Annotated in this window: 12 protein-coding genes; 5 read left to right on the top strand and 7 right to left on the bottom strand. The window is 49.0% G+C overall.

Annotation, left to right across the window (positions count from 1 at the left end; translation table 11 throughout):
• The first annotated feature begins 188 nt into the window (after nt 1-188).
• The 4 genes from QMA35_RS05890 (at nt 189) to QMA35_RS05875 (ending at nt 7,241) form a co-directional block, all read left to right on the top strand.
• The gene (locus QMA35_RS05890) at nt 189-2,270 is read left to right on the top strand and encodes a DUF1302 domain-containing protein (RefSeq protein ID WP_281646209.1); all 2,082 of its coding nucleotides are present in this window, start codon (nt 189-191) and stop codon (nt 2,268-2,270) included.
• Nucleotides 2,271-2,435: 165 nt separating this feature from the next.
• A complete protein-coding gene (locus QMA35_RS05885) occupies nt 2,436-3,809 on the top strand; it encodes a DUF1329 domain-containing protein (protein ID WP_281646208.1) in 1,374 nt (457 codons plus the stop codon).
• Between the two features lie 92 nt (nt 3,810-3,901).
• On the top strand, nt 3,902-4,867 hold the full coding sequence (locus tag QMA35_RS05880; protein ID WP_281646207.1) for a YCF48-related protein: 966 nt from the start codon (nt 3,902-3,904) through the stop codon (nt 4,865-4,867).
• A gap of 19 nt (nt 4,868-4,886) precedes the next feature.
• The gene (locus QMA35_RS05875; RefSeq protein WP_281646206.1) at nt 4,887-7,241 is read left to right on the top strand and encodes an MMPL family transporter; all 2,355 of its coding nucleotides are present in this window, start codon (nt 4,887-4,889) and stop codon (nt 7,239-7,241) included.
• A gap of 111 nt (nt 7,242-7,352) precedes the next feature.
• Here QMA35_RS05875 and QMA35_RS05870 read toward each other — a convergent pair whose 3' ends face one another.
• Genes QMA35_RS05870 through QMA35_RS05845 form a run of 6 tightly spaced genes read right to left on the bottom strand, consistent with a single transcriptional unit; the run spans nt 7,353 to nt 14,477 of the window.
• Nucleotides 7,353-9,083, bottom strand: coding sequence for a BatD family protein (locus tag QMA35_RS05870; protein WP_281646205.1), 1,731 nt, complete (start codon nt 9,081-9,083; stop codon nt 7,353-7,355).
• Complete coding sequence (locus QMA35_RS05865; protein WP_281646204.1) at nt 9,077-10,960, bottom strand: VWA domain-containing protein; 1,884 nt, start codon at nt 10,958-10,960, stop codon at nt 9,077-9,079. Before QMA35_RS05865 ends, QMA35_RS05870 begins: the two co-directional genes overlap by 7 nt.
• Complete coding sequence (locus QMA35_RS05860) at nt 10,957-11,991, bottom strand: VWA domain-containing protein (protein ID WP_281646203.1); 1,035 nt, start codon at nt 11,989-11,991, stop codon at nt 10,957-10,959. The genes QMA35_RS05865 and QMA35_RS05860 overlap by 4 nt, the downstream gene beginning before the upstream one ends.
• Complete coding sequence (locus tag QMA35_RS05855) at nt 11,984-12,532, bottom strand: DUF4381 domain-containing protein (RefSeq protein WP_281646202.1); 549 nt, start codon at nt 12,530-12,532, stop codon at nt 11,984-11,986. Before QMA35_RS05855 ends, QMA35_RS05860 begins: the two co-directional genes overlap by 8 nt.
• Nucleotides 12,529-13,461, bottom strand: coding sequence for a DUF58 domain-containing protein (locus QMA35_RS05850; RefSeq protein WP_281646201.1), 933 nt, complete (start codon nt 13,459-13,461; stop codon nt 12,529-12,531). The genes QMA35_RS05855 and QMA35_RS05850 overlap by 4 nt, the downstream gene beginning before the upstream one ends.
• Nucleotides 13,462-13,496: 35 nt before the next feature.
• Nucleotides 13,497-14,477, bottom strand: coding sequence for an AAA family ATPase (locus QMA35_RS05845; protein ID WP_281646200.1), 981 nt, complete (start codon nt 14,475-14,477; stop codon nt 13,497-13,499).
• A 628-nt stretch (nt 14,478-15,105) separates the two neighbouring features.
• On the opposite strand from QMA35_RS05845, the gene QMA35_RS05840 reads away from it, so the two are divergent.
• A complete protein-coding gene (locus QMA35_RS05840; RefSeq protein ID WP_281646199.1) occupies nt 15,106-19,935 on the top strand; it encodes an NAD-glutamate dehydrogenase in 4,830 nt (1,609 codons plus the stop codon).
• Between the two features lie 80 nt (nt 19,936-20,015).
• Here the strand turns inward: QMA35_RS05840 and QMA35_RS05835 are convergent, their stop codons facing one another.
• Nucleotides 20,016-24,131, bottom strand: a complete 4,116-nt coding sequence (locus QMA35_RS05835) for a hypothetical protein (RefSeq protein ID WP_281646198.1) — start codon at nt 24,129-24,131, stop codon at nt 20,016-20,018.
• Between the last annotated feature and the right edge of the window lie 224 nt (nt 24,132-24,355).

Raw genomic sequence — 24,355 nt, 5'->3', positions numbered from 1 at the left:
CATCACGAATTTGTACGTCGAAATACCTATAAAGGCTATACAAAACCGAAAAATCAGGATAAATTGACCCCAGCCCGAAACTTGATGGTCAAAGAAGTCAATCACGGTGAAGCCGCAGGGGGGAAGCTGTTGCTCACTTTAATCCTCACGGGCACTAAAAATAACAACGCCACAAGGTGATAATAATAATGAAACTGCGCAGGATTTCTGTTTCTACTCCCATGCATATTGCACCGGCTCGCGCTGGGTTTGCCTTAGCTAGTATTCTGGCTGTGGCTCCGGTTCAGGCCGTTGAGTTCGACCTGATGGATGGCGATGTTTCTGGTTCCCTTGATTCTACTGTTTCCTATGGCGCTATGTGGCGTGTGCAAGGTCAGGACAAGAATAACGACGGTGTTAACGGTAACGACGGTAACCGTAACTACGACACTGGTATTGTTTCACAGGTTTATAAAATCACTTCCGATCTGGAGCTGAACTACGAAAACTACGGTCTGTTTGCCCGTGGTACGGCTTTTTATGATTCCGAATTAAGTGGCAAGACAAACTTCGGTGAAGAATCTTGGCACGCAAGCCAGCCAAGCCAGGCAGGTATGAATGGCTCTAAGCCAAATAACCGTTTCACCAACGATGCCAAAGATATTTCCGGTAAAGATGCCCAGCTTCTTGATGCCTATATCTACGGCAGCTGGGATATAATGGATCGCCCGGTTGATGCCCGTTTAGGCAAGCAGGTGCTGAGCTGGGGTGAAGGTATTTTCTACCGTAATGGTGTGAATACAACCAACCCGATTGATGCCGCCAAGTTCCGTTTGCCAGGTTCCGAGCTGAAAGAAGCTCTGATTCCAGTTGAGACTTTCGCATTGAGTGTTGGTCTGACTGATAACCTGTCTATGGATGCATTCTATCAGTACAACTTCCGCAAAACTCAGATTGATCCGGTCGGTACTTACTTCGCGGAAACAGATTTGTTTTCGGAAGGTGGTCACACTGCGTACAATAAAACGCCTGCTGGTTTAACAGGTTTTAAAGCATTGATGCAGGCTCCGGTAGGATTAGGCCCTAATGGTAGCGGCTTAGGGTTGAGTCAACAGTATTTTGAGCAAGATGCTTTTAAGGTTGCATCTATCGGTTCTGATATTAATGCTAAAGATGACGGACAGTTTGGTATTTCTTTCCGCTACGTAGCAGAAGAGCTGAATGATACTGAGTTTGGCTTTTATTTCGTTAATTACCACAACAAAGAGCCTGTTATTTTTGCAAGTGTCGATGATGGTTATTACGGATTTACAGGTCAGGGTACGAACGGCAGTGCCACACTTGCAAATGTATTTCAAACTGTCGCGACAGGTGTAAATGGGCTCCTGGGTAGTTCCTATACAGCTGCAGATGTTCAAACGGCACTAGGTCTTGCTGCTGCAGGTCAACCTCTGGATGCTGGGCAGCAGACCCTTGTTAATTCTGCCGGTGGTATTACCGCAGTTGATCTTGGTAATAGTTTGACCGGTAATCGTAAGTACCTTGAAGATATTCGTATGTATGGCTTCTCATTTAGCACTACATATGGAAATACTTCATTTGCTGGTGAGATTGCATACCGCCCTAATATGCCTGTCACGATATCAGCAACAGATGATCTTATTGGTGATGTTCTTCTACAAGCGACTACTTTATCTTCTGGAGGTAATGCTCAGGTCGCAGGTCAGGATATCAATTATGGGCAGCTGAGAACTTTGGACAATTATGAGCGGGTTGAATCCTATAACCTCTCATTGTCTGCTATTCACAACTTTGGACCTGTACTCAGCTTTGATTCGCTGTTTGGTATCGTAGAAGTTGCCTCTGAGCATTTGCGAGGATCTGATCTGAGCTATACCGCTTATAATTCAGAAACTCGGAATGTTGATCAGGTGCGTAAATATGCAGGCCGCGGTGACTGCGAATACGGCTCCTTCGATGAAGGCGAGTGCAACGAAGACGACCAAGTCTCCAAAAATGCCTGGGGCTACAGCGCTGTACTGGCTGGTACCTGGAACGATGTCTACGCTGGTGTCACTCTGAACCCTTACCTGAAGTGGAGTCAGGACATCAAGGGTAACTCCCACCGTACAGGTAACTTCCTGGAAGGGGCTAACTCCATGACTGTGGGTATGACCGCGCAGTATCTGGATATGGAAGCTGAGATCCAGTACACCGAGTTTACTGGTCCAAGCACTTACGGTTCCCGTGACCGTGACAACATTGCCATCGGTGTGAAGTACTCCTTCTAATTGTTGGTTGTTGCTCTGAAACGGGGGCTGGCATCAGCCAGCCCCTTTATTATTAACCTTTTAAATGTTTACTTTTTGCTCAGATTTTTACCGCTACAATGTGTTGTCATAACGGTTTCTGACAACAATGTTTCGCGATAACAGGGCTAAGTGAGAATAAGAAATATGAGAACAAAAAGAACACTGATTGCCAGTCTGGCTGCACTTATGATGTGTGCCGGTCCGGTGGCGGCGAAAGTGTCTATCGCCGAAGCCGGTAAGCTGGGTAAAGAGTTAACACCGATTGGTGCTGAGCTTAAGGGGAATGCGGATGGCAGTATTCCAGAGTGGAAGCCATTCACTGATGCGGATATTCCTGCCGACTACAAGGGTCCAGGCAAGCACCTGGCTAACCCTTATCCTAACGATAAGCCACTGTTTACGATTACGGCGGCTAATCTCGATAAATACAAAGATAATCTGACCGCTGGCCAGATTGCTCTGTTTAAAGCGTATCCTGATACGTTCAAAATGCCGGTTTACCAAACCCGCCGAAATGCTAAATACCCTGAGCGGATTTACGCCAACACTAAAAAGGCTGCGACAACAGCAACCTTGTTGAAAGGTGGTAATGGCTTTGAAGGTGCAATGGATGCCTATCCATTTCCAATTCCCAAGAGCGGTTTAGAAGCACTCTGGAACCATATTGTTCGTTACCGTGGTGAGTACCTGGTTCGCCGTGCATCCGAAGTGGCTGTACAGCGTAATGGTAGCTATTCACTGGTAACCTCCCAGCAGGAAGTGTACCTCAAGTACAACAACCCTGAACTGTCCGAGAAAGACCTGAAGAATATCATCTTCTACTACCTGTCATTCACCAAGGCTCCAGCTCGTCTGGCTGGTGGAGCGATCCTGGTTCACGAAACTCTTGATCAGATCAAACAGCCACGTAAAGCCTGGGGTTATAACGCCGGTCAGCGTCGTGTGCGCCGTGCACCAAACCTGGCTTACGATACGCCAATCGCTGCTGCAGATGGCCTGCGTACTGCTGACGATACCGATATGTATAACGGTGCTCCCGATCGTTATGACTGGAAACTGGTTGGCAAGAAAGAAGTTTATATTCCGTACAACAACTACGAGTTGATCAGCGATGAGGTGAAGTACGACGATATCCTCGACCCTGGCCACGTGAATCCTAAGTACACCCGCTACGAAAAGCACCGTGTTTGGGTTATCGAAGGTAATCTTAAGAAAGGCAAGCGTCATATCTACTCTAAGCGTGTCATCCACCTTGATGAAGATAGCTGGGGCGCAGCGGTTGTCGATCAATACGATGGTCGTGGTGACCTGTGGCGCGTAAGTATGGCTTACCTGACTAACATCTACGATCTGCCCACTACCTGGACGACTCTGGATGTTTTCCATGATCTGCAGTCACGTCGTTACCATGTGCAGGGTCTGGCGAACGAAGAAGAAACCTTCCTGGATTACAGCAAGGCCATTCCTTCTGAGAAATACTTCAAGCCATCCGCACTGCGTCGTCGCGGTCGTCGATAATCTGAGCGTTAATGCTTGAGTTGTCCTTCGCTGGCGTCCTTTCCTAGGGCGCCAGTTTCAGAATCAACAATAATAATCACACAGGGTTGGCTATGAAGTTTCCCTCATTCGTGCTTTCAGCGTGTTCAGGCCTACTGGCATTGGGAGTGGCTTTTTCGGGGGGAGTAGCAGCCGCAGAACCAGCATCTGAAAAAGTTCTTTCCTCTTTGTTTAATGATATTGAGCGTGTTGGCTCAAGTCAGCGACTGGTTGCGGTCGGTGACCGTGGCTATGTGCTGTGGTCTGATGATATGGGGAAGGAGTGGAAGCAGACTCAAACCCCTTCAGATGTTCTCCTCACAGCCGTTGATTTTCCTTCCGACGACACAGGTTATGCCGTTGGTCATGATGCAGAAGTGTTTAAGTCCCAGGATGGTGGCCAGAGCTGGAAGCGTGTTTATCAGGATAAAGAAGCAGAAGTACCTCTGCTAGACGTTTTCTTTACAGACAATAACAACGGTTTTGCCATTGGCGCTTACGGTTACCTGGTTCAGACGACAGATGGCGGTAAAACCTGGCATGACCGTCGCGACTCTATCGATAACGAAGATGAATTTCATTTCAATGCTATGACTCGCTTGAAAGATGGCACACTGGTTATTGCTGGAGAGGCGGGCACTCTTTATCGCTCTACAGACGGTGGTAAGGATTGGGAAACTCTGGAAAGTCCCTATGAAGGTTCTTTCTTTGGTGTTCAACCTTTGGAACAGTTAAATGCAGCTGTTGCCTATGGTTTGCGAGGCAATGCATTTATCACCACTGATAGTGGTAAAACCTGGGCGGAACTGGATACCGGTACTGATCAGTCTCTTTACAGCGCTGTTGTGCTGACCGGCAATCAACCACTTCTTGTTGGTAGCAGCGGCACCTTTGCATTAAACGATGGTGATGACAGTCTGGTTGCTAACCAGTCTGACCGCGCTGCATTAACAGGTATTGTGCTGGCTCGTGACAATATGTATGTAGTGACCGGTGATAACGGTATTAAGCGGGTAAGTCCCGGGATTCTGGGTCAATAAGAACAAGCGGATTTAATTTATGAGTAAGCATCATTCATCAGAGCCGCTGCTGGAGCGAGTGTTCTTTAACAATCGCTTGCCAGTACTGGCCTTTTTTATTCTCGCTTCTATTTTCCTTAGCTGGAAGCTCACAGGTCTTCGCGTTGATGCCAGCTTTGAGAAAATGATCCCTCTCAAGCACCCGTTCATTATGAACTGGCTTGAACGCAGAGATGATATGGGTAGTGCCAACTCTCTGCGTATCGCTGTTGCTCCACAAGATGGTGATATATTCAATGCTGAATATATGAAAGCCCTGCAGAGTATTACCGATGAGGTTTTCTATCTGCCGGGTGTTGACCGTGCTTCGCTGAAATCTCTCTGGACACCGAATGTTCGCTGGTTGATGGTGACAGAAGAAGGTTTTGAGGGTGGCCCTGTTATTCCTCAAACCTATGATGGCAGTGATCACAGTCTTGAAGAGTTGCAAACTAATATTCTTCGCTCTGGAACAGTTGGTCGCCTGGTGTCCAACGACTTCAAATCCAGCATTGTTGAGTTTCCACTGTTTGAGCTGAATCCGGAAACCGGCGAGAAGCTGGATTACTCTGCACTCTCCACAGCACTTGAAGATATGCGCAGCCGTTATGCGGATCAGGGTGTTAACCTTCACATTATTGGTTTTGCCAAAATTGTTGGTGATCTGTTTGAAGGTGTTCAGGCGATCGGCATTTTCTTCCTGATGGCCCTTGGTATTACTGCTGTACTGCTGTTTCTGTATTCACGTTGCCTCAAGTCGACCATTGTTCCGATCGTCTGCTCCTTGATTGCTGTGGTATGGCAGCTTGGTTTGCTTTCTGCATTAGGTTTTGCGCTGGATCTTTATTCTGTATTGGTGCCTTTCCTGGTTTTCGCCATTGGTGTTAGCCACGGTGTACAGATTATCAACAATATTGGTATTGAGTCGTCTAAGGGGGCGAGTTCTCTCAAGGCTGCTCGTTTGACATTCCGGGCTTTGTATATTCCCGGTATGCTGGCCTTGATTTCCGATGCGATTGGTTTCCTGACCCTGCTGGTTATTGAAATTGACGTTATTCAGGATCTGGCTATTGCGGCCAGCTTGGGTGTGGCGGTTATTATTCTGACTAACCTTGTTCTTCTTCCTGTGTTGATGTCCTGGGTTGGTGTGAGCAAGAGTGTTCGTGAGCGTGGTGACGAAAGCGAGAAGCATTCTCCTTTCTGGTCGTTAATTTCCAAGTTCTCTCACCCCTATGTTGCTCCTGTTTCCATTGTTCTGGCTCTGGCTGGTTTTGGCTACGGCATGATGATGAAGTCAGAGTTGAAAATTGGTGACCTTGATCCTGGTGCTCCAGAGCTGCGTGCTGATTCTCGCTACAACTTGGATAACGCCTTTATTACCGGTAACTACTCCACCAGTGCTGATACCTTTGTCACTATGGTTCAGACTGGTACAGAGATGTGTTCCAGCTATGAAGTGATGAACGCTATTGATAAGTACATGTGGCATATGTCACAGGTTCAGGGCGTTCAGGATGCTGTATCTATGGTGACGGTTGCCAAGCAGGTTATTCGCGGCCTGAATGAGGGTAACCCTCAATGGCAGACACTTTCTCGTAACCAGTATGTACTGAACAATGCGATCAGTAACGGTACAGCCAAGCAGCTGTACAACGATGATTGCAGTCTCGCTCCAGTGCTGCTGTTCCTGGAAGATCACAAGGCCGAAACCCTTGAGCGTGTGGTTGAGGCAACTAAAGTGTTTGCTGCTTCCAACAATACTGACGATATCCAGTTCCTGATGGCGACCGGTAATTCTGGTGTTGAAGCGGCAACTAACGAAGTTATCTCTTCTGCTCAAAACCTGATGTTGGTTTGGGTTTATTCAGTAGTGAGTGTGCTTCTACTGATTACTTTCCGCTCCGTACGCGCTGTTATCTGCATTATTGTGCCTCTGGCTCTGACTTCTCTGTTGTGTCAGGCCTTGATGGTGCACCTTGGTATTGGCGTTAAGGTGGCGACACTGCCGGTAATTGCACTGGGTGTTGGTATTGGTGTGGATTACGGTATCTATATATTTACCCGTCTGGAAAGTTTCCTGAAGCAGGGCATGAGTTTGCAGAAAGCTTATTACGAAACCCTGCGTACAACAGGTAAGGCAGTTGTCTTTACCGGAGTAACTCTGGCGATTGGTGTATGCACCTGGATCCTGTCTCCGATCAAGTTCCAGGCGGATATGGGCATGCTGCTGACCTTTATGTTCCTGTGGAATATGTTTGGTGCTATCTGGCTGTTGCCAGCGCTGGCTCGGTTCTTTATTCGCACGGAAACCGTTGCTGAGAAGGATGAGGATGTCCGTCCAGCGGTAAGTCTTTAAACCCTGAGCAGCGTTGATATAAAAAGAGCCACCCGTGATATGCGGGTGGCTCTTTTTTTTGGAGTTATTTTGAGTGGAGTTATTTTGATTGGCGTTAGCCGGAGAGTTGCCTCAGGGATTTATGGCATCCAGTTCAACAACAGCCTTTTGTGATCTTTTTAGATAATTTTTTCTTGCGGCCTTAAAAGCTTGGGCAAGTTTGTCGGTGTTTGTGCTCTGAACTTTGCTCTGGCTATAGCGGGATTGCTGTATGTTCATCCAAAGATTGGAGAGTTTCGTGCTATTAAGAGATTCAATGACTTCACCTGAGGAATAAACTGGGCGCTTTAGCAAGAGTTGCCCCCACTGTTTCAAAGCACTGTCAACGCTACTTATGCTATTGCTGGCACAGGCAGTCAGTAGATGCTGAAAAGCCTTTTGTTCATCGCTCCCAGATTTTGTCTTCCTCTTGGTAGAACTCTTAGCTGTGGCAGGGGGCTTTTTTCTGCGAACAAGAGCTGTCAGTGTACCCAGCCATAACAGTCCAAATGTGCCGGTGGCAATCTGCCAGTAAATCAACGAGTCGCCGTCTTTTGTTTCAGTCGTTGGTGACTGTATTTGCTTGATGGCTGGCGCAGCAGGTTGAGCAATACCTGGTTGGTTGATGACAGGCTGAGTTCCACTAAGTGGAGCCGTACCGAGAAGTACAGTAATGGTTTGTCCTTCCAGCCTGGCTGTTTCAATCTGCTGGGTTTTGGTGTTAAACCAAGTGATGTTTACGGCAGGGATTTCCAAATGTCCCGCTTGTGTGGGCACCAGTGCTACAGATTCACTGCGGGTTCCTATGGGGCCACGACTGCCAACATTATCTTCAGTGACAGGTTGATCTGGGTAGGTTTTTACATTGGGCAATTGTAACGGCGGCAGGGGAGGAATCTGCGCACTGTTACTGCCTTGGGCACGAATCTTTACAGTGCGGGTAACAGAATCACCTGCTGCGATTTTGCTGGTGTCACTGCTCCATGACTCAGAGATATTCATACTTTCTGCTGGCAGCCAGGGTTTGTTGGATGGCCAGTTTGCTGGGATAGGATTGATCTTTAAGGTTATGTCGGGAGCAACGGCCCGGAAAGGTTCCGGTCGAACCATCCGCATCAAACGGCTGCGGCCGTATGGGTCTTCGCCTTCGATATAGCCAGTGAGAACCTGACCGGGAATTGTGACCGTACCTGCTTGTGTTGGAGAAATAATATAACGACGAGTAATCACTCTATGGCGGACACCATTGATGATTTGTTCTTCATCTTCATCTTTCCCGAAAACCTTAAAGCTGACATTGTCGGCTTCCGGCGGAGTGAGGTTTGGAGATTCAGCATAGTCGGCACGGGAATAAATCTTCAGAGTCAGAATGGCTTCCTGGTTCTGCCAAAGCTCCTCTGTGCTGATGCTGGATCGGATATAAACATTCGAGGTTGTCGCAGTACCTTGGCCGTCAGAATTTCCTTTCTTTACTTCGACACGGATGGGCTGTGACTGGTCATTATTGAAGCTGACAGATGGAATAGAGAGTGTACCTGGCTTTTTCGGTTGAAGAATGAGTTTCCAGGTAGTGGTAGAAGTGTTCTTTCCACCGGAGAAATTGATCACCCGACTCTGGTTTTGCCCTCGACTCAGAATAATGAAGTTTTTTTCCAGAGGGGAGAAGTCAGGGCTTCCCATCACGGAAAAGCTATCGCTTTCCAGTGTGTAGCGAATGGCTTCACCTTCATTTAGAACCAGTTTGTCTACGGTTGCGGTCAATGTTGCTAGAACAGGAGCGCTGGCAGTGGCCAGCGCCAAAAATAATACGCTTGGTTTTACCATGTCTTCTCTCCCTGCTGGACAGGCTGTCTCTGCTGTTGCTGCTCAAACTTACGGCGCAGTAAGCCGCCAGGGTCATCAGGAATGCGACGTAGCCAGGCTTCTATCTGCTCTGCATCCTGATCCTGTTCACCATCTTGAAGGTGTTGGCTTTGTTCCTGGGGGGAACTTTCGGACTGTTCCGGTTGTGATGGTTGAGGTTGCTCACCAGCATCCTCTTGCTCATCTTTAGTCTGTTGGGATTGTTGTTCTTCGGGTTCTGAAGATTTGTTTGAATCGTCTCTATCTTGTTCGCTCTCTGCTTCATCAGACTTTTGACCTTCAGGCTGTTGATGGTTTTGCTGTTGGTTCTTGGAGTTTGAGTTTTGGGAGTCCGAGCCTTGGGAGTCTGATTGAGAATCTTTATTCTTCGAGCTGCTGTCAGAATTGTTTTCTGAGTTTTGGTTTTGATCAGAATTTTGCTCTTTATCGTTTGAATTCTGGTTCTGATCACCCTGTTGCTGGTTGTTTTTCTGTTGTTGTTTTTTCAGGTCTTCAACAATTTGTTTGTTTTTCTGGGCGGCTTCCAGGTTCGGGTTTTTCTCAAGGGCTTTGTCATAAGCCTTGAGTGACTCATCTAATTTTTCTGCTCGAGCAAGTGCGTTACCCTGATTGTAAAACCCTTCAGCTGTATTCTGCTGGCCAAACATTTTGGCAGCTTCTTCATAGTTGCCGCTTTTATCCAGCGCTTCAGCTTTCCATTCCGTGTTTTCAAAGGTTTCCGAGGCAGCTTTTGCATCGCCGTTCTCAAGCAAGGCTTGCGCCTGCTGGTCTGGCCTTTTCCACAGGTCTTTCCATTCCATGGCATAACTGTGCTGTGGCTGAGAACTTAAACCTAATAACAAAACAGGAAGTACCCAGCCTCGGCGGAAGGCGAGGGCGGCCAAAGGCAACAGGAGTAAAACCAGCCAGCGGCCTTCGTCAAACCAGCTGTCAAAACTACGATCGACCCGAATGGTTTCATCTGTGACTGAAGAGCCCGGTATCAAAGAAAGGATATCGTTGTCGTCCAGAGTCAGGTCGCTGTAGCGTCCACCAGTGACTTTGGCTGTACTGGAGAGAATATCCCTGTCCAGTTGTGCCATAACAATGGCACCGTTTCTGTCTCGCTGAAAACCACCATTCTCACCGGGAACCGGTGCTCCGGTTTCTGTACCAAAGCCCAGAATAGAGAGTTTATCGCCAGACTGTTTCAGAATGTTGGTAATGGCCTGACTTTGACTTTCTTCCATGCCGTCGGTGAGCAGAAGAATGGTTCCGGCTTGCCCGGCCCCTTGTTTCATCAACTCAACAGCTTGAGCAATGGCCTTTTCCGGGCGACTGCCAGGAACTGGCATAATGCTGGGATCGAGTGCCCGAATCATATTGATCAGGGTTGCACTGTCGTCTGTCAGTGGTGTAACCACATGGCTGTTTCCAGCATAAGCCACCAGCCCGGTTAAACCATCCTTACGCAGCCGTACAATATCGGTCAGCTTTTGTTTGGCACGTACCAGCCGGTTGGGGCTGGGGTCAGCGGCCAGCATTGAGCGGGAAAGGTCAACAACCAACACCAGCGGCGCACGGCTCTTTTCAACCGGGGTAGTGAGTTGACGCCATGTTGGGCCAGCCAGAGCAATCACGGCAATAATTCCAGCCAGTGTTGCCAGAATGGCAGGTGCGCGGCTGCGGGTTTGTTGTTCGCCTTCCAGAAGATGTTCTAGCAGATGACCTGGAATAAGTTTTTGCCATTGACCAGCCTGCAGACTTTGCTTCCAGAGTTTCCAGCCAATAAATAGAACCGGAATTAAAGCCAGAAGCCATAACGGACGTAGAAAGTGGAATTGTTCAATCATGCTCATACTTCACCTCCCGCTCTGCGTAGGGAGGGCAGGACTTTTATTGTTGCCAACATAAGAGCCAGTAGAAAGGCGACTGCCAGTGGCCAGTAAAACAATTCTTTCACAGGGCGGAAGGTTTCCTTACTCAGCTCAACAGGTTCCAGTTGATTAATAATGGTGTAAATCTGTTTCAGCTCATCAGCGGATTGAGCACGGAAGTAACGGCCACCAGTTAATTCTGCAATCTTGGTAAGGGTTTCTTCATCAAGGTCTGCAGAAGGATTAACCCGCTGGGCGCCAAAGCTGGAGCCAAAGATACCAGGAACAATCATCTCTTCTGCACCAACGCCAACGGTATAAATGGTGACTTTTTCCTGTGCCGCAATTTCTGCTGCTTTGATGGGGCCAAGGTTGCCAGCAGTGTTGTCTCCATCGGTCAGAAGGATCATTATCCGCTGATCCTGTGGTCGTTTGCGCAACTGCCTGACAGACATACCAATGGCGTCTCCAATAGCCGTCAATGGGCCGGCAATACCAATGGTGGCTTCATTCAACAGAGTCCGTACTGTTTCAATATCGAAAGTCAGTGGTGCCTGCAGATAAGCCTGGGTGCCAAACAGTACCAATCCAACTCGGTCACCTTTGCGGCCATCAATAAACCGTGAAACCACATCTTTCACGACCTCCAGGCGGTCGGCCTCCCGTCCTCTCAACGAAATATCTTTTTGGGACATACTGTTGGAAAGATCGACTGCCAGCAGGGTGTCCCGGCCAGTCACAGGAAGCTCAACGGGTTCTCCTACCCAGCGTGGGCCAGCGGCTGCCAATAACAACAATAACCAGGCTAGGCCAGATAAGAGCAGGGGAGCTTTACGAGTACCCGCTGGTGAAGAGAGGGAATCTTCCAATGGAAGATCATTGTAAAATGGGACCAGCAATGCACTTTGCTGTTTGTTGGCAGGTTTTGAAAAACGATAAACCAGCCATGGAAAAGGCAATAAAATAAGAATCCAGGGAAGGGTGAATTCAAGCCCTTTTAAGACATCAGGCATGAGGTAGACCTTCCTTAGCAGTACTTCTTATGTTCTTGGATTTTGGCGTTTTGTGTTTGCGGACCCAGAGTTTCACTGAGTTATGCAGTTTTTCTGAATCAACACTGACCGCAGTGCTATAAACCTGTCCAAGAGCTTTACCGGCTCCTTTGCGGAACGTTGTACTTTGTTTCAGGTTTTTATCCAGAAACTTCAACCAGGCAGCACTATTCAGTGCGGCAACCTGTTCTCGGGGAAATGCGCTTAAAGCGACAGCCTTCAAAAGATGATTGTACTGCTTCACCAGTTTTAGCTGATCTTGATGGTGCTCAAAACCCTGTTGAATGGCATCCAGTTTCTTCAGAGCTTCCCGCCGATAGGCATTGCGCTTGTACCAGCGCCAAAAGGCGATTCCTGTACCAGTAATAACCAAGACAATCAAAAGTGCGAGAACCCACCAGCCAATAGCCGGTGGCCAGAAACCAATGGGATCAGGAAGTATATTTGGCTCAAGGGAATCCAGTGGGTTTGTACCCTGCTGCATTTGCTGTGGAGGTGTCACTGTGAACCTCCTTCAGACCGACTTTCCGGTGAATGAATATGTCCGAGCATCTGTTCATCGGTTGGCAGACTGCTGTTAATGCGCATGAAAGGAATACGGTATTTGTTCAGATGTTCAGTCAAAGTCTTTTGTTTGTGTATGGCCTGTGAACTGTATAGTTCTCTGTTGCGGCGGGCACGGGTATCGAGAATGCCCCGGTGGCGGCCATCGCTGACACTATAGAGTCCGGCATCCGGTAACTGTTGATCAAAGGGATCAAAAACCTGAATAGCCATGACATCATTGTGGCGGGCAATTAATGCAAGGTCTTTCAAACCGTTGCTGCTGATACCATGGAAATCACTGATTACCACAACCAGAGAACCAGGGTGTGCCAGCCGTGATGCACTGGCCAGCACAGTATCAAGAGCTTTGTCGTTACGGGGCTGACCGGCTTTCAACTTTTGATTCATTCCTGCTGTTTGTTGCAAAAGTTGCAGAAGATGTTGGCGGGAGCGCCGAGGACGAAATTCTTTGTGAGTGTCGCTGCCTGCAAGCAGTGCACCTACCCGGTCACCATGATGCAGGGCTTTCCAGGCTAGCATGGCCATAGCTTCTGCTGCGGCGACAGATTTGAAATTTAACTTTGATCCGAAAAATAACCCTGGCCCCTGATCCAGAACCAGAAGAACCGGGCGTTCTCTCTCTTCTCGATAAACGCGAGTCTGAGTTTTGTTGGTGCGGGCACTGGCTCGCCAGTCGATAGTGCGGATATCGTCTCCGGGCTGATAACCCCGGAATTCCTCAAAGTCCATGCCACGTCCACGGATACGGGATTGATGGCCGCCAGACATCAGGGCTTTGGCCGGGCCCGGGCGAAACAGTGATATACGTCTGGCCGGAGCCGACAGGCGGGTCAGTTCTTCAAGGTTGGTATAAGCGCCACTCATGCAATGCTCTCCTTAATTATTATTTCCCGGAGAGGTCAGGCAACCGCAACCTGCTGCATCAGCTGGGCAAGAATCCGGTCAGCATTCATACCTCGGGCTTCGGCCTCATAGCTTGGGATAACTCGATGACGCAGTACATCGTGGGCAATGGCCTGCACATCATCAGGAGTAACAAAGTCACGGCCATTCAGCCAGGCATGGGCACGGGCGCAACGATCAAGGGCTATGGTTCCCCGCGGGCTGGCACCGTATTCCAGTAGCTGACCAAGGTTCTGCTGGTATTTGGCAGGATCACGGGTGGCATCAATTAGATGAACAATATAATTTTCTACGGCGCTATCCATATGCAGTTTCAGCACTTCTTCCCGGGCGGCAAAGATGGTTTCCTGGGGAATCATAGAAGGTACTGCCTGCTCAATATGCAAGGCTTCACCGCGAGCCAGTCGCAGGATATCCCGTTCCGCTGCGATAGACGGGTAATCAATGCTTACATGCATAAGAAAACGGTCAAGCTGGGCTTCTGGTAGAGGATAGGTACCTTCCTGTTCAATAGGGTTCTGGGTAGCCATTACCAGAAACAGTTCTGGCAGCTTATGAGTGGTGCCGGCCACACTGACCTGACGTTCCGCCATAGCTTCCAGAAGAGCAGCCTGAACCTTGGCAGGGGCACGGTTGATTTCATCAGCCAGCACAAGGTTCTGGAAAATAGGACCCTGCTGAAAACGAAAGCTGCCATCTTCCGGGCGATACACTTCCGTGCCGGTAATATCTGCTGGCAGGAGGTCGGGAGTAAACTGGATACGCTGAAAACCCGCAGCAAGGCCATTAGCAAGGTCTTTAATGGCTTTGGTTTTTGCCAGACCCGGTGCCCCTTCAACCAGCATGTGGCCATCGGCCAGCAGAGCAATCAGCAAACGATCCAGTAACCGTTCCTGACCAATAATCATTTTGCGGAGATAGTTTCTCAGTGACAGAATGGATTGACGGGAAGGGGATACATTTGTCGCTGATTCCATAAGTACACTCATTTCTTCTTAGAACAGGTAAAGCCGTTAAATACAAAGGCGCTGACTATTTATCAGCGAATGTTTTTTCGGTGTCAAGTTATGCGGCTCACATGGAGGAATGCACAGAAATGACAGTGCTTCGACAGGCGAACGCCTGAAAAGTTCCCTGCCATAAGCATTTTGGGGATGTGCTTGAAAAATTGGTCGAGTGAACGGTCATCTCACAACAGGAATTCCTTCTAAGCTAGGGGACGTTCGGATATCGGCCTGGTGCTTGTGGGAGGAATGATTCTGGGGACGTTGTTTTCCTTGCTGATTGTTCCCACGGCCTGTCTGGTCATGCTCCGTTACCGGAAACTGGATGTTCTTTCGGAAATTTCTGTCAGGTCATCATTGTCTGGTTGATTCCTTTGTTTTACGAAAATCTACAAGAAAATGTCGTTTAGTACCTCCTGCTCTATGGACATGCCGTAGTATTGTGGGTAATTGTCGCTGTGTGGAGCCTTTGGCTTGTGGGCTGGAGAAATCCGCAGATACAAACGGGAGGAGGGAATCATCTTCTCTGGGGGCAAAGCTCCTGAGGGGAAGTTGGTTTTTCTGCCAGGCAGTACCTGATCAATGCCAGGGGAAATAGTTAATGGGGCATGTTTACGCAGATAGCAGGGATGAGTTTATTGGGAAGCTGGAACTGGAGCTGTCCAGCCACCTTCCTGAAGAGCAGCAGGAAGGGCTCAAAACTTTTCTAAAACCTTTCTTTTCTATTACAACGCCAGAAGAGCTGACTTCTTACAGGCGCCGTGATCTTCTGGGCAGTACCTTGGCATTCTGGCGATTTTTCCAGACCCATGACCACAGTGCGCCCAAAATTGAAGTGCTGAACCCGGATTATGAGAATAACGGCTGGCACTCTACTCATAGCATCATTCAGATTGTGCACCCGGATATGCCCTTTATTGTGGATTCCGTTCGTATGAAACTGAATGAGCGCGGGGCAACAATACATAATCTTCGCAACTGTATACTCAATGTTGACCGCGATGATAGCAACAGGCTTGTCTCCGCAGGGAATGGTAACTCCTACAAGGAAGCCCTGCTTTATATCGAAGTGAACCGCCTTGCGCAGGACAGTGAACTGGAGGCTCTGCAGCAGGATCTTTCAGATGTGTTGGCGGATGTTCGCCGTGTCGTGGCGGACTATAGGCCAATCTGCCGCAAGGTTGAAGAACTGGTTGGCAGCCTGGAAGCCGGTTCTTCTTCAAAAGACGGCGAAGTCAAAGAGGTTGTGGAATATCTTCGCTGGCTTCTGGACAACAACTTTACCTTCCTGGCTTTTGAAGAGCTGGCGGTAGAGCGTAGCAAAGAGCAGCCAAACGTTATTCCTGTGGAAGGGCAGAGACTTGGCCTTCTGCGCCCAAGGCATAGTGGTCAGCTGGATCGTGGCTCACTGGAGCCAGAGCTGGATCGCAATATTTTTGCAGATCACTCCCTGTTGTCATTTGCCACGGCAGCAGTACGCTCCAGTGTTCACCGCCCTGCGTACCCCAGTTTTATTTTGGTTAAGCGTTTTGATAAGTCCGGTACGGTGATTGGGGAATATCGGTTGATGGGGCTTTATACCTCTCCGGTATACACTCAAAGCCCTCGCGCCATTCCCTGGTTAAGAAATAAAGTCAGCAATATTGTTCGGCTGGCGGGTCTGGATATGGGCAGCCACCATGGTAAAGAGCTGACTCAGACTATTGAAGTTTTTCCAAGGGAAGAGCTGTTCCTGACGCCCGTTGATCAGCTGTTTGAGATCATTATGGGAATCCTGCGGATTCAGGAGCGTAACCAGATTCGGGTCTTTATGCGCCGGGATCCTAACGGATTGTTCTGCTCGGTGCTGGTTTACGTTCCGCGGGAAGTTTACGACACCACTTTGCGCACCCAGATTCAGGATATTCTCTGTGAACGGCTGAATGCTGTGGATGCGGAATTTACCACGTACTTCTCAGAATCCATTCTCGCCCGGGTTCACTATGTTCTGCGATTGTCTGATAAAGGTTGTGATGATTTTAACCCTAAGGCTATCACTGCTGAAATTAATCAGGCGGCTTACACCTGGGATGAAGAGTTCCGTGACTCACTGATGGAAGCCCGGGGGGAGGTTGATGGTCATGCTCTGTTAAAGAGTTTTGAAGGTGGTTTTCCGGTCAGTTATCGGGATGCCTTTACTGCTCTGACAGCGGTTGCGGATGTTGAGCATATTCAGCACCTCAATGCCGGCTCTCCTATGGCGATGAGCTTTTATCAGCCTATCGATGACGACGGTTACCTGCATTTCAAGGTTTTCCATCAGGGGGAATCGCTGCCTCTGTCGGATCTTATTCCAATTATGGAAAACCTCGGCCTGAAAGTTATCGGTGAGCATCCTTACTACATCTACCGAAAGGAAAATGGTGAGACGATTCGGGTCAGTCTCCATGACTTCACCCTGTCTCTCACTCATGGGCAACAGCTGCCACTGCGAAAAGTGGCTGGTAAGTTTCAGCAAGCCTTCAAGCGTACCTGGGATGGGGATGCGGAAAACGATCGCTTTAACCGTCTGGTGCTGGTGGCCGGCATGGACTGGCGCCAGGTCAGTATGCTGCGCGCTTATGCTCGCTACATTAAGCAGATTCGCTTTGGTTTCAGTCAGGGTTATATCGCTGACACTTTGTGTAATAACAGTGAGATAGTTCTCCAACTTCTGAAACTGTTTGAGGTGTCCTTTAACCCGAGCCTTGATTTAACTCAGGAACAGCGGAAAGCTCGAAGACAGCAATATCAACAGAATATTCTGGAAGCGCTGGATGGCGTAAGTGTCCTGTCAGAGGACCGGGTTCTGCGCCGTTATATGGAAATCATTATGGCCACGTTGCGCACCAACTTTTACCAGTTGAACGAAAGTGGTCAGAATCATGATTACATGTCTTTCAAATTCGCACCGGGTGATATTCCTGATATTCCCAAGCCTGCGCCGATGTTTGAGATCTTTGTTTATTCACCAGCAGTGGAAGGTGTTCACCTCCGTGGTGGCAAAGTGGCCCGTGGAGGCTTGCGTTGGTCTGACAGGGTGGAAGATTACCGTACAGAAGTGCTGGGGCTGGTAAAGGCTCAGCAGGTGAAGAACGCGGTCATCGTGCCTGTTGGTGCCAAAGGCGGCTTTGTTCCCAAGCGCCTGCCTGCAAATGGTTCCCGTGAAGAAATCCAGACTGAGGGTATAGCCTGCTACAAACGCTTTATTCGCGGCTTGCTGGACGTGACTGATAATTTGGTGGATAACGAAGTTGTTCATCCAAGCAACGTTATTCGTTACGACGAAGATGATACCTATCTGGTGGTAGCCGCAGATAAAGGCACGGCAACCTTCTCAGATATCGCCAACGGCATTGCTGAAGGATATGGCTTCTGGCTGGGTGACGCGTTTGCGTCAGGTGGCAGTGCCGGTTACGACCATAAGAAAATGGGTATTACCGCCAAGGGTGCCTGGGTGTCTGTGCAGCGCCATTTCCGCGAGCGCGGGGTTGATGTTCAGAAAGATCCGGTTACCGTTGTTGGTATTGGTGATATGGCCGGGGACGTGTTTGGTAATGGTTTGCTCAGCTCCAAGTCTTTGAAGCTGGTGTCGGCTTTTAACCACATGCATATTTTCGTTGACCCTGATCCTGATCCTGCCGCCAGCTATGTGGAGCGCGAGCGACTGTTCAAACTGCCCCGTTCCAGTTGGGAAGATTATGACAGCCAGCTGATCTCTGAAGGTGGTGGTATTTTCTCCCGTAATGCCAAGTCCGTCAGCATCTCTTCTCAAATGAAAAAGGCGTTTGGTATTCGAGCAAACCGCCTTACTCCCAGTGAACTGATCACGGCTATTTTGAAAGCACCCGTTGATCTGATCTGGAATGGCGGTATTGGAACCTATGTGAAGTCCTCCCATGAGAGTCATGCCGATGTGGGTGATAAGGCCAACGATAATTTGCGTATTGATGGTGCTCAGGTTCGGGCCAAAGTGTTGGGTGAAGGGGGCAATCTTGGTTTCTCCCAGCTTGGCCGTATTGAATATGCCTTGAATGGCGGCGCTCTTAATACAGATTTTATTGATAATGCCGGTGGTGTGGATTGTTCCGACCACGAGGTGAATATCAAGATTCTGCTCAACCAGATTGTTGCTGCAGGGGATATGACCCGCAAACAGCGGAACCGGATGCTAGAGGATATGACCGGAGAGGTTTCCACTTTAGTACTGGGTAATAACTATCGCCAGACCCAGGCAATCACTCTGGCGGAGAGTGAATGCCTGAGTCAGATGGAAGAGTACAAGCGCTTTATTCATGCCCTTGAGGCGGAGGGGCGTCTGGATCGGGCTATTGAATTCCTTCCTGACGATGAAAGCATTCGGGAGCGCCAGACTGCCGGGCAGGGTTTAACCCGTCCAGAACTGTCTGTGTTGATTTCGTACAGCAAGGCCGATTTGAAAGAGAAACTACTGGATTCGAAAGTACCGGATGACGAGTATCTGGCTCGGGAATTGATCACTGCTTTCCCGAAAGAGCTGGTTAAGAAGTATGGCGAACCGCTGGCTCAACACCGCCTGAACCGGGAAATTGTTGCTACCCAGATTTCTAACTATCTGATCAATATGATGGGGCTGACGTTTGTTAGCCGTCAGCAGCAGTCCACAGGTGCGGGTGCTGCAGATATCGTGACTGGTTTCATTGTGGCCAGAGATATCTTTGGTGCTGAGCAACTGTGGTCTGATATTGAAAGCCTGGATCATACTGTTGAAAGCGAGCTGCAACATGAACTGATGGGCGAGGTTATGCGCCTGTTGCGCAGGGCAACGCGCTGGCTGGTACGTATGAAGCAGGTCGATCGAAACACCTCTGATTGTGTTGAGCACTATCAAAGTCGGTTGTGTCAGCTGATGGCGAATCTTTCTGAACTGCTTCCTGAACGTCAGCGCAAAGAGTGGCAGGAACAGGTTGATCAGCTGGTGGCCAGAAATGTTCCCGAACAACTGGCCCAGCGTATTGCTGGAGTTCGTCACTTGTTCAGTATGCTATCGGTGATTCAGGCAGTTGATCAGACTGGCGAGAAACTTGAGAGAGTCGCTTCAGCATTCTTTGCTATTGGTGAGCATCTGGATCTGCACTGGTTTTATCAGGAGCTCAGCCAGCTGGAAGTTCAGAACCGTTGGCAGGGGCTGGCTCGGGAAGGTGTACGGGATGAGCTGGCTCTGCAGCAGAGGGCACTGACAGTGAACCTGCTTAAGCTTGATTCTTCGGCAGAAGATGTGGGCGAACTCCTCGCTCGCTGGAGTGAAACCAATGCCATTGCTCTGACTCGCTGGCATGCGATTCTGGAAGAGTTACGGGGCGCGGCAGGCAGTGAGCTGGCCATGTACACGGTAGCTACCCGGGAGTTGTTGGATTTAGCACAGAACAGCTAAGTTTTGCTTCTTTTTTGACGTATATGGGCAACCCTGAGGTCAGTACAAAAAATGGGCAGTTTAGTAACTGCCCATTTTTATTAACTCGCCCACCTCATATGTGCCGGAAGGTCTCGCTCGCCGAACTTGAACCCCCTTCCCTTGAGCTGATTACGGGCATTCTTCCGATCAGAAGTAAACACCCCCTCCCAGGTGGTGCTGACTATATTATTGAACTTGCTAGTAATTGCTGAATCCAGGTCTCGATTGTTTTTACGTCCTTTTTCAAACTCACGCTTGGTCAGCATGCCTTCCTCACTGCACCAGCCTTTACCATAGGTACTATATACGCTGGTAAGTACTTTTTTCATGGCAATGCTCATAGCGTTGTTCATGCGCTGTTTGGCCCAGTTGACCAGCCCTACGCGGGTCATGGCCCAAGTCTCCGTCCACGCTGTGTGGGCTGGCTTGTAGTACTGCTTCACCATAGAACCCATCACGCTTTTGGTCATAAAGTCTACCAGGGCATCTTGCAGTTGATCTTTGTCAAGAGGCAGTTCTTCTGTGCCTAATCTGTGATACAGGTTCTCGCGGTAGCGCTCTTCCAGAGCCATCAACCAGAAAATACGACGCTCTTTATCCTGTGGGATGATTAAAGTCTCAGTCTCAGGAAGCTTGGAAAGAACCTGCTCAACGGTCAGTTCGCCAAAATCTTTATTCTCAAGCCATTGCAGCATCTCGCGCTGCTGATTCAAGTTTTTTAAGTCCTTCTGGTTTACCTCATCGTTTGCCAGACTGCTTTGCAGCTCCTGACGCTTTTGGTTCTGGGTGTCTTGCATCCACAACATGGTATGCTTGGCTCTGGCCAGGTTCAGCTCGGTTGTGTCTTTAATTTGCTTGGTCTGTCTGTCGAGCCATTCCTGATCTGTTTCCGTTAGTTCCCAGCTCTTACTCTTGATCTGCTCCAACTCATCCTTAAGCCCTTGCAGTTCTTTTTGTTGCTGTTCAAGAATTGTCTTCTCCGCTTCACGGAACATCTTTTCTTGCTGTTCAACCCACTTGTTCCAGTGAGTCTTATGCAGGTTGCGGTAAGCGTGGGCTTTAGACATTTTCTCAATACTGTCGCGATAGCCAGATTCGCTCATGACTTTATCAACTTCTTTATCAATAGCCGGTTTGCTGCGTGTGGCAATACCTTCAACAAGACCTGTCACACGGGAAGCAAGGCTCAGTAAACCTTCGTGGTGGTTCAGCGTGTCAGCACGGTGCCAGGCCCAGTAGATACTGCCCCCCAGCATACTGAAGGAAGCAAAAACCCCTGCAATACCACCAGTAAATATGGTAGCCACCGCCACACCAACAGAGATTCCGGTAGGGCCAAACACGCTGGTAACTTTACCGGCTTGTATCAGGAAAGGAGTCAAGCTATTACGCTCTCTGCGCCAAAGCTTCCCAAACGCTTCCCTGAAACCGTTAAACAAGGATTTGAACGGCTCCAGAATAACCGCTCGGGAAATGACTGCCGGAATGGAGTGCTTACTGGCAATATCTGCCAGAACGCTACCGCAGCGCTGCATCATCCGCTGACGGGTGTTAGCGACTGCCAGACCACTGCTCATAATATCCATAGCGTAGTTGCAGTCACGAACGGTTTGAGCATCCATGGTATTTACATTCTTCACTATACGGCTGAAAACCAGCTTTGCACCAGCTGATGACCAGGTCCAGCACTGAGCCAGGAGGTTGGTTCCATTCTGGTAAGTCTTGAAGGCGGCATCCAGCAAGGTTGGGAAGTAAGGAGCGGCTTCCATTAGCTTACAGATGGTCAGAATCTTTTTAACTGCAGCCAGCTCTTCGTCAGTCAGGTTATCCAGGCTTACGGTTTCATGATTAACATTTTCCAGGAAATGTGTTGTTGCTGCTTCGGCCCAGACCCTGTTATGTAATTCATCAAACATGGCGATAACAGGGGATGTACCCGCCAGAGTATTCAGGGCTACAGATTTGGCCTGAGCCAGGTTGCCGGCTAACGCACGGATAATCCTTGGGTTTTTCGCGCCTATGGCAGCTGCGGCTGTTAACTCTTTCTGGAATGTTTTGGCCAAGGTGGTTAATCCATCTTTGCCCATGTGGCTTGCGGCGACAGCGGCCTGTGAAGGGCTGACTTTGCCTTGAATGAGATCCTTCAGGCCATAAACAACCTTCGCACCAGCAGTGACCGTGTTGCCCAGAAGATCCAGACCGAGGCTGGGCAGGGTGCCCAGAAGATCCATGGCTTCATCATTGAAGGCATAACCACCTTTAACAATGAGGGCTCTTTCCAGCTCCAGCTCCTGGAGAATATGTTCTGTGGGGATTTCATTACCTTTCAGCATCCTGCCGCCAAGATTGGCAGCCTTGGACCAATTGTCCATTTCATCGTCAAGGTAATGAGCGTCCGGGCGCTCTGATTCCAGATAGCGAATACGGCCACAGAGCTTTTCAAACTCATCGGAGCCTTTAACGTGTTGAACCGTTCGGGCTTGGTCAAGTAAAGCGTCGATCTGGCTTTTGAGCAGTTGATCCCGGCTCTTCATATGTTTGGTCAGCTCAGCGGCGCCACACCCTGGTTGAACCTGACGGTATTTTTCCAGCTCGACAATAGCTTGGCCGACTTTGGTTTCCGCACTTTTGCTGCTGATGGCTTCTGCGGTCTGAGTCAGTTCAATATCATTATTCAGATACCATACCTGTTCACCGTGCAAATGACCTGACTCAATCGCATGGTGGCAGGGAAGGGCTTCCAGGAGTTCGATCTTGGAAGCCAGAGGCGCTAGAGTCTGAGCGGCTTTCTGCGCTGCCAGTTTTGTTGCAATAGTTCTGGCATTGTTAAGGTCGTTCTTATGGCCGGAAATAGTAGCTGCTGCCAGTGGTTCGTGAGCCTGAATTTGTTCCTCAATTGTGTGCACCAGATATTCGGTGATATCGGCAAGGTACTGATGTTGGGCACGAACAGCGATAATCTCAGCAAGTGCTGGAAGCGCTTCTATAACTTTCAAAAGTTCTTCGGGGTTTTCGCCGGCCTGGTCAATCTGTTGCAGTTCCTGTCGAAGCCCTTCTTGCTGATCTGCAGGAGCCTGGAAGATTTCATTGACCATAAAGTCATGGAACAGCCCGAATACAACATCTGGGCGTCTGCGTGCCAGAGTGTCAATCAGCAGCCTTGGATCTACTGCATCATCGGGGTGTGGGTAGTCATTTTGCCTTAGAGTATCCAGCAGAGCCTGAGCGCTGGCATCGTGGCAGCGGGACGCTTCTTGCTGAGTGAAATTCATCAGATTACGGGCAAGTCCACTTGGATCGGATGAGGTCTTACCACGGTTTTGGTGAGTGATTTGGGTCGGATCAACTAACAGGCTCTCACCATCAGCTTCCATAACTTCCGCTGGAAGGAGTCCCGTGAAAGCTTTGGCTAAAGGAGTAGCCAAAAGCTCTTTGATACCGATAAAACAGATGTTCAGCTTTTCCAGCCAAGAGTCTTTTTTACGGGCAGTTTCATATTCCCGCAGCCCTTTAATGACTATCAGAAGGTTTTCTTCCGTGGGGTTTTCTTCCAGGTTGCTGAAATCATCAAGCATGGCTTTTATCATCTGTGGAGCATCGCCCTTGAAGTAAAACTCTTGCATATTGTCTTCAAGAGCTGTCAGACGGCAGCCAATCAAATCGATAGTGCCTTGCTGATCTCTGCGGAACTGGGCAGTAAGAATGTTTTGACCGGGCAGGTCTCTAATGAAAAGGGTTGGCGACATGCCGTTCAGATCTTTCTTAAGACCCTCCTGGGTCTCCAGAGCTTGCTCTGTGAGAGCGGCGACGTCGTATTCGTCCTCATCCACTTCGTCTTCTTCATCAGTCTCATCAGTGACTATGGATGACTTCCCATGGACAGATTGCTGGCTTGAGGGGATAGAATGAAACTCTTCTTCAACGTCTGTTGGAGGTGTTTGGGTTGAAGTCAGGGAGTGAAATTCTTCTTCATCATCAGTACTGGTGATGGTGTACTGATTCAGGGCTTTTTCCTGGATGCTTTTGGCGGACAGATAAGGATCATCAGTCAGACAGGTTAACCGAAGCCCTGTGGTTTTGGTCATGCTGCCGTTGGCGCTTTCATACACACTGCTTTGTGATGACAAGCTTCCTTGGGGAATGTTATAGCTGGCGAGTGATGAAAGTAAGTCCATTTTCGTGCCTCCATGCACAGGGTTTAACCCTGAAAAACGTCCGGTTACTACATATGACCGGTGTTTCCGGAGGAAGTTTCGATAAATCTGGCGGTTAAGACTATAGATGTATCCAAGGGTGTGGGTCTGATGTGGCCACGCTTGGGGAGAGGTTGTATCAATAACAGTGGATAGCCTCTATTGGAGTCCATATAATTCCGCGCAGAATTCCCACCCCTACTGCA

The sequence above is a fragment of the Parendozoicomonas sp. Alg238-R29 genome (assembly GCF_947331445.1).
Lineage (GTDB): Bacteria > Pseudomonadota > Gammaproteobacteria > Pseudomonadales > Endozoicomonadaceae > Sansalvadorimonas.
The sequence above is the reverse complement of the archived record's forward strand: the minus strand, read 5'-3'. Positions and strand labels throughout refer to the sequence as shown.